Source organism: Pirellulales bacterium (genome assembly GCA_036499395.1).
Classification (GTDB): domain Bacteria; phylum Planctomycetota; class Planctomycetia; order Pirellulales; family JACPPG01; genus JACPPG01.
Genome location: DASYDW010000116.1, coordinates 39,606 through 51,676 on the forward strand (window position 1 = coordinate 39,606; position 12,071 = coordinate 51,676).

At 60.5% G+C, this 12,071-nt stretch carries 9 protein-coding genes; 4 read left to right on the forward strand and 5 right to left on the reverse strand.

Annotated elements, in window-relative coordinates:
• Positions 1-3: 3 nt before the first annotated feature.
• Positions 4-1,179, reverse strand: a complete 1,176-nt coding sequence (hlyD, locus tag VGN12_20395; protein HEY4311819.1) for a secretion protein HlyD — start codon at positions 1,177-1,179, stop codon at positions 4-6.
• 186 nt (positions 1,180-1,365) lie between these two features.
• Here hlyD and VGN12_20400 point away from each other — a divergent pair, with 186 nt between their 5' ends.
• Positions 1,366-1,788, forward strand: a complete 423-nt coding sequence (locus VGN12_20400) for a DUF202 domain-containing protein (protein ID HEY4311820.1) — start codon at positions 1,366-1,368, stop codon at positions 1,786-1,788.
• Positions 1,789-1,866: 78 nt separating this feature from the next.
• On the opposite strand, the gene VGN12_20405 is transcribed toward VGN12_20400, so the two are convergent.
• Entirely contained in the window at positions 1,867-2,871 is a 1,005-nt protein-coding gene (locus VGN12_20405; GenBank protein HEY4311821.1) for an isoaspartyl peptidase/L-asparaginase, read from the reverse strand.
• 130 nt (positions 2,872-3,001) lie between these two features.
• Here VGN12_20405 and VGN12_20410 point away from each other — a divergent pair, with 130 nt between their 5' ends.
• From VGN12_20410 to VGN12_20420, 3 genes are all read left to right on the forward strand, one after another.
• The gene (locus VGN12_20410) at positions 3,002-3,898 is read left to right on the forward strand and encodes a hypothetical protein (protein HEY4311822.1); all 897 of its coding nucleotides are present in this window, start codon (positions 3,002-3,004) and stop codon (positions 3,896-3,898) included.
• 229 nt (positions 3,899-4,127) lie between these two features.
• Entirely contained in the window at positions 4,128-4,337 is a 210-nt protein-coding gene (locus VGN12_20415) for a hypothetical protein (GenBank protein HEY4311823.1), read from the forward strand.
• A gap of 448 nt (positions 4,338-4,785) precedes the next feature.
• Complete coding sequence (locus tag VGN12_20420) at positions 4,786-7,287, forward strand: transporter substrate-binding protein (protein HEY4311824.1); 2,502 nt, start codon at positions 4,786-4,788, stop codon at positions 7,285-7,287.
• A 30-nt stretch (positions 7,288-7,317) separates the two neighbouring features.
• On the opposite strand, the gene VGN12_20425 is transcribed toward VGN12_20420, so the two are convergent.
• From VGN12_20425 to VGN12_20435, 3 genes are all read right to left on the reverse strand, one after another.
• Positions 7,318-8,106 (reverse strand): SDR family oxidoreductase, encoded by a 789-nt coding sequence (locus VGN12_20425; protein HEY4311825.1) that lies wholly within the window; start codon positions 8,104-8,106, stop codon positions 7,318-7,320.
• A 123-nt stretch (positions 8,107-8,229) separates the two neighbouring features.
• Complete coding sequence (locus tag VGN12_20430; protein ID HEY4311826.1) at positions 8,230-9,576, reverse strand: DUF1552 domain-containing protein; 1,347 nt, start codon at positions 9,574-9,576, stop codon at positions 8,230-8,232.
• The gene (locus tag VGN12_20435; protein HEY4311827.1) at positions 9,576-11,891 is read right to left on the reverse strand and encodes a DUF1592 domain-containing protein; all 2,316 of its coding nucleotides are present in this window, start codon (positions 11,889-11,891) and stop codon (positions 9,576-9,578) included. The genes VGN12_20430 and VGN12_20435 overlap by 1 nt, the downstream gene beginning before the upstream one ends.
• Positions 11,892-12,071: the final 180 nt, after the last annotated feature.

Consider the following 12,071-nt stretch of genomic DNA (forward strand, 5'->3'; position numbering starts at 1 on the left):
CGTTCAGTCCCGCGAGGTCAGGTCCAGCGTAACCGTGACGGGCATCCCTTGGCGCAGGCCATTGTCAGGATTGTCGACCAAAACGCGCAATCGGTAGACAAGATTCGTGCGCAGCTCACGCGTCTCGACCGTCTTGGGAGTAAACTCCGCCACCGGCGAAATAAACCCGATCCGGCCCGGATACGATTTATCCGGTTGCGAGTCCGTGGTGACGGCGGCGGCCATGCCGGGATGAATCTTACCGAGGTCGGTCTCGTTGACGTACGTGCGCACCCAGACCGGCGAAGAAAGCGTGAGCGTAAAGACCGTTTCTCCGGCCGCGACGATTGCGCCTTTTTCCCGGGCGCGGGTCAAAATGATGCCGTCGCTGGGAGCGATCAAATCGCTATCCGCCTGCCTCCGCTCGGATTGGACCACGGCCGCCTCCTCGGCGGCGAGCTGTGCGCGGGCAGCGTCGATATCCTCTTGCCGCGGCCCGATTACGGCCATCCGTTCGGACTCTTCCGAATAGTTCAAGCGAGCCCGCGCTTCGTCGAGAGCCGAGTGGGCCTGATCGAACGATTCACGGCTGACGGCCCCCTGCCCGACCAATCGCTCGGCCCGTTCGAAATCTTGCTCCGAGCGTTTTAGCGCCGCGCGCTGCTCGGCGACTTGCGCTTTGGCCGAGGCGATTTCCTCAGGGCGCGATCCATGTTCCAGCCGGGCCAGCGTCGCCTTCGCGTTGTCGCGGCGGGCGTGAGACACGCGCAGGTCATCGTCGAAATACTTCTTATCGAGCGTTGCGATGACCTGGCCCGCCTTGACCTCGTCCCCTTCATCGACCGCCAGCGACGCAATGCGACCGTCAACCTTGAAGGCCAGGTTCACCTGGCGAACGTCGATGTTCCCTTGCAGTACGAGTTGCCGTTCGTCCTGCCGCTGTTGCTCATAGTGGTACCAGGCGTAAGCGCCCCCACCGGCGAGCGCTGCCAGCACCAGCAATACGACAATCCGCAACCCGCGACCGCCCGAAGAATGTCCGGATCCAAGGCCGGCATCGCGTTGTTGTGCAGGTTTTGTCGAGCCTTCGCCGGCTTGCCGCGCAGATGCATCCCCCTTGGCAGTCGAATCGTCCGATCGAGGTGAGTCCGCCGGTTGCTTTCCGGCGGGTTCAGCGGGCTTACGTTTGGCGGTCGACATCGAATACGTGCCTGAAAACTCGGAACGACCAACAGCGCGGGACAGTCTTGTCGCGGTGATCGCGCATACCCGCCTGCGCGGTCCTGCTGTTGTTATACTCCGGCGAGCCGGCGTGTGACCATTGGGCTACTTCCAACCTGAATGGCGCAGGCCGACACGCGTTAGCCCCAGCAGCGAGCATCATTAATGGCAAAAACGTCTGCCCGCGGTAAAGCAAACTTCTCGCCAGCCGAACCGGCCGATTCGCGGCTCCGACTGGGAATGGAAACGACGCTCTTGATTTGGATACGCACCGGGCTCGCGCTGATGGGCTTCGGATTCGTGCTGGCGCGGTTTGGGCTGTTTCTCGAAGAGTTGTCCGCACGGCAGGCGAATCCGCGGCCGTTTCATGTCTCGCTCTGGTTCGGCATCATGCTGCTTGCGCTGGGAGTGCTTGTAAATCTCTTGGCTGCTTGGATGCATCTCCCCTATTTGCGCCGCACGCGAACGGGCGAAACCGACCTGCCGCCGACCTGGAAGCTGGCTTTGGCCCTGGCCGTATTATCTGCGGTGGCCGGAGTAGCGATGGCGGTGCTGCTGATCGTGATGGATCGCTGGCCAACCTCGTAACAGCAGGGCTTTCGGCAGGTTGGCCGTGAACGGGATTCACTCACTCGTCCCGGCCTGTTTCTCGGGCAACGGACGCAGCTATTTCCCCAGTTTGATTTCCTTCTTACCACTCGAATCCGCGGCCGCCCGGGCCATGCCGGCCGTATTGAATTGCATCGAGATCTGGCCATCGTGATCGACCGCGATCAGCCCGCCCGTATCAGGCTCGAGGACTTTGTTGATTGCATAATCAACCGCCTGGTCCAACGGCAGGCCTTTGTACGCCATCAAGGCTGACACGTGGAAGGCAATGCTCGAGCGGATAAAGAATTCGCCGGTGCCGGTGCAGCTCACGGCGCAGGTCGCGTTATCGGCATAAGTGCCGGCACTGAGAATGGGGGAATCCCCGACGCGCCCCCATTTTTTATTCGTTAGCCCGCCGGTCGAGGTGCCGGCCGCCAGGTTGCCCTGCTTGTCGAGGGCCACACAGCCGACGGTCCCCTTGTTCGCCTTGGCACGCTTTCGTTTTTCGCGTTCGACCGCCTCCAACCACTGCTTGCGTTTGGCTTCGGTGCTGAAGTAGCTATTCGGAACGCGTTCGATCTGCGGCCGATCGCGCATCTCGTCCGCAAAGCGTTCTGCGCCGGCGCCGATCAACAGCACGTGCGGAGTTTCCGTCATCACCAAACGGGCCAGCGAAATCGGGTTCTTAACCGTCATCAGGCCCGCCACGCCCCCCCCTTTATGCGATGCGCCATCCATGATCGAGGCGTCCAGTTCGTGCATGCCGGCGCTGTTGAAGACAGCCCCCCGGCCCGCGTTGAAAATTGGATCATCCTCCAGTACACGGACCGTCTTCTCGACGGCATCGAGTGACGTGCCGCCATCGGCCAGGATTTTATGGCCCACCTCCAGCGCCTTGCCTAAGGCATCTTCAGTTTGTCGGCGTTCCTCGGCCGGTATCTTCTCCGGCTCGATGCCGGCTCCACCGTGAATGGCGATGGCAAATTCGATTTTGGGCATGGCTCGTTCGGCCGCGATTGAAGAGGTATTGAAAACCGCCAAAGTCAGGGCCACCAGCACGATTACGCGACTAAACCCCATTGTCGTCATATTCCCATCCCCAGGCGACTCGTGAAATTCGTGTATCCACGGCTCTCGACAAGTTACAATCATCGCCAGCGCGCAGCCAGGGGGCAGCGGCAATCGATGCACAATCTATCAGGCGCGGCACATGCACAAGTACGTCGCGATCGTCTGCGTTGGCGTTTGCTATTTGGTCGGTTTCGCAGCGCCGTCCTGTGCCGAGACCGAGAGTGATCTTCTAAACGTCGTCATTGATGCCGACCGTGCGAACGAGAAGGAACTCGGCGCCGTTGCCGTTCAGTTACGCTGGACGATCCTGCCTGATGAGAGCGCCAAGAAACTTCCCGATAAGGTCGTTAGCGAGTTTGGCAATGGCGGTCGCATTGAATTTGAAATCGCGAAAGAGCGCTCGTCTCGCACGCTTCCGCTCTTATTGGATGTCGGCTTCTTTGAATGCATCCGGCGCGATGCGAAAGGGGAACTCGCCGAACTATCTCGCCTGGAAAAAGGCCGCTGGACCGAGTTTCAGCCGGCTAGCAATCGCCTGGTGCTGTTGAGTCCCCATCAGCTGGCGCATGTTGGGCCGACAGATCCGCGTCAATTGGCCACCGACCGGCAGGGGCAGTACCTAACGGACGTGTTGACATCGGAGAAGGTTGCGAAGGCCGAACGCTTCGACGACGAAGCGTTTGGACCGAATTCGATTCGCGTCCGGCTGCGCAACGGTTCGATCTTCGAATTCGCCTCGAACTCGCGTTTTCTTCCCGTGCATCGACGCACAATCAACAACCAAGGCGATCAGATTGATGATCTCCGCATCAGCTACCAACCTTCAGGGCGTGGTAAGTCTCTGCTGTTGAAATCAGCCACAACCAATCACACCCCGCGCGCCGCCAAACCCAGCGAGTTGGACATCTTATTCCGAGGTAAACACGTACTCAGCGTCGACGAGTTCGAATTGCTCACCAGCGACGAACTCGAGCAACGAAAATTCGTGCTCCCCACCGGGTTGTTGAACCGTGATCTTTCGCGGGAACGCGATTAGGCCCGGGCTTTCCCATAATTCCGAGTGCATCGAGCGAATTTCGCGATCGATGCGTAGCATGCAACCCTCGCTAGCATGCCATTCTCAGCCTACCTTGCCGACTCGTCCGCAGACACGGCAAACTCGGCTTGTCCGTTGGGCGACCATCCGCCAGAATCTGCCCCGCTCGCTGGTTGCCGTCGCGCTTCACGCGTCGCCAGCGGCCTTTCATTGGACAAGGAGGTCTCCCATGGTTCGTTCGATCGTTTTTCTGGGCATCATCGGCGCGGTTCTCGTCAGCGCCGGCATTCTGCACGTCAGTTGGAATAAGGACACCGGCAGCGCCACGTTCTCCGTCGACAAGCAAAAGGCCGAGCAAGCCGCGGTGAAGGTCATCGACGAAGCCAAGGTGCTTGAAGCCAACTTGCAGAACAATCAACCGGCCCCAGCCACGAAGTAGCGCACCCCAGGGGGCGACTTTTCCAATCTGCCAAAACCTTGGCCGGGCGTGCGATCCCTGCTCGATCGAACGCCCCCGGGCCGTGCTGCGCCTTGGCTGCTCACCGCGGGCTCACAAACGGCCCTTACGGAGGTTCGAGATTACTCGATCGCAAGCCTCGGCCGCGGCCTCCGTTGCATCGCCTTTCCTAGCGCCGACTCAGACTTTTGAATCGGTTCCGGGTAATACTCTGCGCCTAAGCCCAAGCCCCGATTGATCCTCCGGTTCCAGGGCACATCTGGCTCGTCTCGCGATGTCCCGCCGAATATTCACATTCTGCTGCCTGTGCAGCCGCGTTGGCGGATTTCTTGCCTTTGCCGTGGGCTAGGTTTACATACATTGCGTAAATGTAGGAAGGAAGCGAGGATAGGCGTCGATTAACGACTCGAGTTGCCGTTACCGCTACCAAATGACGACCGACTCTCGCATCAGCGAACTCATCACGCGCTGGGAATCGCTCAATTTCCGGGGCGAACCCGTCAGCATTGAAGAGCTCTGCGGCGACTGCCCAGAGCTGGCCGACGAGTTGCGCAAACAGGTCGCGCTGTTGGCAAAGCCCGCGGATCAGGTGAACGAGACCCTGGCCGAAGATATGACCGCCGGCTCGACTCCCTCGGCGCAGTTGTCTCCGCCCCCTCGTCCCAGCGGCAGTCGCTATCCCGAGATACCCGGCTATGAAATCGTCGGCGAGCTTGGCCGCGGCGGGATGGGCGTCGTGTACAAAGCCCGGCAGATCAAGCTGAATCGGCCGGTCGCGATTAAGACGATCATTTCCGGCGCGCATGCCGGCGCTCGCGAGCGAGCCCGCTTCGCCGCCGAGGCCGAGTCCGTGGCACGTCTGCAGCACCCGAACATCGTGCAAATCTACGATGTCGGCGAACATGACGGTGCGCCCTACTTCTCGATGGAGTTTGTCGACGGCCCCAGCCTTCACCGCCGTCTGCAAGGACAGCCCGTCGATGACGTCACGGCTGCAACCGTGATGGAGACGGTTGCCCTGGCGATCGAATATGCCCATCAGCGCGGCATCGTCCATCGCGATTTGAAACCGGCGAACATCTTGATGGCCGGCGCCGAGGACATGTCCTTACGTGACTGCACTGCCAAGCTGACCGATTTCGGGTTGGCTCGCCAACTGCAGGATGACGTTCGCTTAACGCAGTCCGGAGTCGTGTTGGGGACGCCCTGCTACATGGCGCCCGAACAGGTCGAGAATCCCACCGCCGACATCTCGCCGGCCGTCGACGTCTATGGCCTGGGTGCCCTGCTATATGAAATGCTGACCGGCCGCCCGCCGTTTTCGGCCGAGTCGAATTTTGAAACAATGCGGCAAGTCGTGACCGAAGACCCGATCCGGCCCAGCTTGCTGCGACCCACGGTACCGCGCGGGCTCGAGAAAATCTGTTTAAAGTGCCTGCAAAAGCACCCCCAGGATCGTTACGCGAGCGCTCAGGCCCTGGCCGATGACCTGGCATTATTTTTAGATGGCGCCCACCCCACGGCCGAGAACGAACGCCCCAGCGGAGTTCGCCGTCGCACGCAGCGCCGCGCTACCACGGCCAACGCAAAGCGGCGGCAGCCCTGGCTAAAACGGCATTGGCAACTTACCGCTAACCTGGTGCTGGCCACGCTCGTGGTGGTCATGGCCGCGGCCGGCTATCGGCATTTGCGCCACGACGAAATGCCGGAAAGCGAAGCCAGTCTCACGAATCTTCCAGTCGCGGTGGATTCCGAGCCGATCAAAGTCGGCATCCTGCACTCGCTGACCGGTACGATGGCCATCAGTGAATCGGCCGTCGTCGATACGACGCGTTTGGCGATCGACGAATTGAATGAGCAAGGCGGATTGCTAGGCCGCAAGATCGAACCGATCGTGCGCGACGGCCGCTCCGACCCGGCGACGTTCGCTCGCGAGGCAAAGAAGCTGCTCGACGAGGATCACGTCGCGGTGGTCTTCGGCTGCTGGACCTCGGCCAGCCGAAAGACGGTACTGCCGATCTTCGAACTGCACGACAATCTCCTGGTCTACCCTGTCGAATTCGAAGGGCTCGAGCAAAGCCCCAACATCCTGTATGTCGGCCCGACGCCCAATCAGCAGATCATTCCGGCGGTAAAGTGGTGCTTTGCCTTCTTGGATCGTCCGGCGCGAAAATTCTTCCTCGTCGGGTCGGACTATGTCTTTCCGCACATCGCGAATGCCGTCATTAGCGACGAACTGAAGACAATGGGGGGCGAGGTGGTCGGCGAAGGCTATCTGCCGCTGGGCACCAACGACGCGTCCGAAGTGATTCGGCAGATTAAAGAGAGCAAGCCCGACGTCGTGCTCAGCACGATCAATGGTGACAGCAATATCGCATTCTTCCGCGGCATGCGCGCCGCCGGACTGAGCCCTGACAAGTTACCGGTGCTCTCATTCTCAATCGGCGAGCCCGAGCTACGCAGCATGCGGATTGACGATGTGGTCGGCGACTACGCCGCGCGGAATTACTTCCAAACCACCGATCGGCCCGAGAACGAGAAATTCCTCGAACGTTTCTGGGCTCGCTACGGCCGGCAACGAGTGGTGAGTGACGCCATGGAATCGGCGTACGTCGGCGTCCATTTATGGGCAAAAGCCGTACAAAAAGCCGGCACCGACGACGTCGTGAAAGTTCGCCAGGCACTACGCGGCATGAGCTTCGTCGGTCCGGGCGGGCCGATTTTCGTCGATCCGGTGCTGCTCAATACCCACCGCACCACCCGTATCGGACGCGTCCGTGCCGACGGACAGTTCGACGTGGTGGCCAGTTCCGGCAACCCGGTCGCGCCGGAGATCTTTCCGAAGTCGCGTACCCCCGCGGAATGGGAATCGTTGCTGCAGTCGCTCTATAAGAAATGGGGCAATAGCTGGAGCGGCCCCACCGGCGAGTAGCAGCCAAGCGCATCGTTTGGTTCCAAGCGCTTACGACTTCGGATCGGGCATCCCCGGCAAGCTCGCACGCAACCGAATCATCCCGCGCAACCAGCGGTCGTAATCGTCCGCCTTGCGACGAAAATACTCGGCCACCTCGGGGTGCGGCAGGATCAGGAATTTCTCCGTGGCCAGCCCCTGCACCACGGCCTCGGCAACCTGTTCGGCATCGATCGCTCCCTCACGAAGGAACACTGCGATCGGATCATCGGTCGACATCAGCATGTTCGTCCGCACGCCCAACGGGCACAGGCACGACACTTTGATCCCCACGTCGCGATAGGTAATCGCCAACCAATCGGCCAGCCCGACCGAGGCATGCTTGGTGGTTGAATACGGTGCCGAGCTCATTTGCGTGAGCAACCCGGCGGCCGATGCTGTCTGTAACAGATAGCCGCTGCCGCGCGCGATCATGCCAGGCAGGACAGCCCGCGCGCCGTACACGTGGGCCATGACGTTGACTTGCCAGATACGCTCCCACGCATCGAGCGGCGCATCGATACCGCCGCCGGTTTCGATCCCCGCGTTCGAGCAGAACAAATCGATCGGTCCGAACTTTTCAATCGCCCGCCCAACAAGTGCCACCAGGTCATTCGGTTTACTGACATCGGTTTGCACGGCCAGGCCGTTGATTTCCTTCGCCACCTCGCGAGCAGCCGCTTCGTCCAGATCGGCCACGACAATTCCTTTGGCCCCCTCTCTGGCAAAGCGCAGGCACATGGCCCTTCCGATTCCATGGGCCCCGCCGGTGACAACGACAACTTGATCCTTGATTTGCATGAAAACGCCTGACGTGCGAGAAGTGATGCGTCGAAGACCGCGGCGAGAATGCCGCGATGCGCATTGAACCTATCGGCGCGAAAAGCCTACGTCCAGCGAGATGGCCGTGCGGCCAAAACTTTTTTACAGATCCGCGAGGCGGCCAGTCGAGTCGCCCAGATGATCGGCGTGGGCGTCGACCCGATCCAACAGCGACAACCAAAGATTGTTGAGCGGCATTTCTTTTTCGAATTCCAGATGCCGGCCTGATTGGATGGTGCCACCGGCTCGACCAGCGACCAGAATCGGCAGCCTGTCGTGATTGTGCGCGTTGCCGTCCCCCAACCCACTGCCATAGGCGATCATGGCCTGATCCAACAGCGTTGCATCCCCTTCGCGCACCGACTTCAATTTGTCGAGCAGGTACGCCAGGCTTTGCGTGTGGAACTGATTAATCTGGCTGATCTTGGCCTGCTTCTGCTCGTCGCTGCCGTGGTGTGACAGATCATGATGCCCCTCAGGCACACCGATGAACGAATAGCTACGATTACTGCCGGCATTGCCGAACATGAAGGTGGCCACGCGCGTCAAATCCGCCTGGAACGCCAGCACTAGCAAGTCGGCCATCAGCCGCATGTGCTCGGCATGATCCGGCGGAATACCGTCCGGGCGAGCGTAGCTTGGCAACTCGCGCGACGAAGATTTCTCGGCATGCGCGATCCGCTGTTCGACTTCGCGCACGGCCGTCAGATACTCGTCCATCTTGCGCTGATCGGTCGCGCCCAGCTTTTTTTGTAACCGCCCAGCGTCCTCGCGTACGAAATCGAGAACGCTTTTCTCGTACTTGGCACGCGTCGCGCGCGCCTGATCGCTCTCGACGCTGGTACCGGCACCAAACAATCGCTCGAAGACCAGTCGTGGGTCGACTTCCTTCGGATTCGGCGTGTTAGGCGAACGCCACGACATATTCGAGGAATACGCGCAGCTATAACCCGAATCGCAATTCCCCGACTGCGCGCCGCGATCGACTCCCAATTCCAGAGACGGGAAGCGCGTCCGATGGCCAATCTGCTGGGCCGCGACCTGGTCGGCAGATACGCCAATGCGAATATTCGCGCCGTTGGTCTTAAAAGCCTGGCAACCGGTCAGAAAGCTCGATAACGCCCGGGCGTGATCGCCGGGACCATCTCCGTTGGCGCGCCCTTTGTCCTGGGCTAATCCCGTTAAGATGGTGAGGTAGTTCTTGTGCTCGGCCAGCGGAGCCAGGATCGGCGGCAGGTCGAAATCGGTGCCCACAGCCTTCGGCGTCCAATCCGGCAGGTGTACGCCGTTAGGAATGTAAATGAACGCCAGCCGACGCGGCAGAACCGTGAGCGCGGCTGTTTCCGCCCGTGCCCGCACTGGCAACATCGAATCGAACATGGGCAAGGCGAGCGCCGTGCCCAGCCCTTTGAGAACCGTTCGTCGCGTGACGTGTCTGCGCTCAGTCATCACTCGGCTCCTCGCGCGCGTCGCATTTGGAAAGGTTCGCTGCGTACAATTTCCAGCACCAAGGCCGAGAACTTGTAATCCTGCGACTTCAAACGTTCGGCAATCTCGGCTACTGTCTGGGTATCGTACGCTTCGAGCCCACGGCCCAACGCGTAAGTTAGCATCTTCCGTACCAGGCTGCGAGCGAACAATTCGGGCCGCGCGGCCAGCAGAACGCGTAATTCCGCGGCGCCCGCGAACTTTTGCCCCCCTGGCAGAATGCCCGACGGATCGATCTCGTGCTCGTCGTCACGATCGCGCCAAGCGCCAATCGCGTCAAAGTTTTCGAAAGCGAAGCCGAGCGGATCCATCCGCGCATGGCAAACCGCGCAGGAGGAGTTTGCCCGATGCTGCTCCATCTTTTGTCGCAACGTCCCTTCCAGCTTCACTTGTTCCAACTCCTGTACGCCGGGGGGCGGAGGCGGAGGAGGCGTGCCGAGAATCTGCTCCATGATCCACTTGCCCCGTTTCACCGGCGAAGTGCGCGTCGGATTCGACGTGACCATTAGTACGCTGGCCTGCGTCAGGACGCCGCCGCGGCGTCGATCCGTCAGCTTCACGCGTTGAAACTCGTCGCCGCTTACGCCTTTGATTCCGTAGTGCTCTGCCAGACGTTCGTTGACGAACGTGTAATCGGCATCGATTAATTCAACGATGCTGCGATCTTCTCGCATGATCGAGGCGAAAAACAGCTCGGTCTCTTTACGCATCGCGGTGCGCAGGAACTCGTCGAAGCCTTTAAAGCGTTTGCGATCCGGAGACGCGATACTGAGATTGCGGATTTGCAGCCACTGGCCGGCAAAATTCTCAACCATCGCCTGCGAACGCGGATCCGCGATCATCCGACGGACCTGCGCGGCCAGCACTTCGTCCTGCCCGAGCGCTCCTTGCTCGGCCAACCGAAAAAGCTCCTCGTCAGGCATCGAGCTCCACAGGAAGTACGACAGCCGCGAAGCCAGCTGATGATTGTCGATCTTCTGCACCGGCACGTCGCCGCCGCTGTCGGCATCGAGCTCGACGCGGAACAAAAAGTGCGGCGACACAAGTGCCGCCTGTACCGCTAGGCGAATCGCTCGTTCGAACGAGTCGCCGCTATCGCGCGCCAGCCGCACCAGCTCCATCAGCCGATCGACTTCCTCGGCGGCGACCGGCCGGCGATAAGCGCGCGTGGCGAACCGGGTCAGGATTTCTTCGGCGCACGCTTCGTCATCCCCAGCCGGCTCGCGGAAGATCACTTGCCGATGCGAAGCGGGCGGCAGAACCTCGCCATGCGGCCCATCAATCTCGAGGGAATCAATAATCAGGTTGCGGTCGCGCCGCGCCGGATCAGGATTTTCCGGATCGACGAAGTTGTTCAAGTAGGCAAGCGCCACGCGCTGCTTGCCTGTCGGAATGCGAACCCGCATTTCAAAGACAGCCGGGCTACCTGCCACGGCCGGGACATCAAACGTCGCCAGGTCCTTGTTATTCAACCGTACTGCCATACGCGGAGGTTCGTCCCCTGCTTGCTCGCCATGGGCCGTGACGCGCAGCACATAATCTCCCTCGGCCAGAAACTCGCGCGCGACAAAGACTTCTCCCTCGGTCTCCAGCCGGCCGGTCGCAACCCCCTTGCTTCCGCGTTGCCCCGAAATAAGTTGTGCGGCGGTGAATTTGCGGACTTCCGCCGCGGGGGGCCACGGGTCGACGATGGCGCGGGCGGCGATTTTATCAGCTGCCGCCAGGTACTTTTCCAGCAAGATCGGCGGCATCGACAATACATCGCCAATGTTGTCGAAGCCGTAACCGACATCATCCGATGGAAAATCATCGGCCGGTTGAAAATCAACACCCAATAAATCGCGAACCGTGTTGTTGTATTCGATGCGATTCAATCGGCGGATCGTCACTCGCCCCGGGTCGCGCGTTGTGGTGCCTTTCAGATTCGCCAATCGCGTGCTGATCCAGGCGTTTACGGCCGCCACTTCCTCGGGCGTTGGCTGCACCTGGTCGTCGGGCGGCATAATGCCCGCCTCGAGATATTCCACGACGTGCGCCCAGCGGTTTCGATCCTCACTGATAACACTCTCGTCCTTCAGCAGGTCGAGGGCCAAATCGGCCTCGGGCTCGGCTCCTCCGTGACAATCGATGCAATACTTTGCCAGAAACGGCTGCAGCTTTTCGGCGAGAAACGTGTCCGCTCCCCAGGTCACCCGCGGCGCGCACAACAGCATCCAGCACAGCACGACTGAGGCCAGTGAACAAACGATGTATTGCGACACGAAAGACAAACGCATGACGATCGAACGGCGGGACTATTCGTTGGCGGGAGAGTACGCGTCGGGAGGGTAGCAGCGATGCCGGCATTTCGAGGGCGCGTTCGCGCTTCTTGAACGCACCGGCCGGCCAACACCTCAATTGTATAAAGAAGCGTGTATGCGTGCCAACTTTGGATCCACGGGGGGGGAAATTGCCCC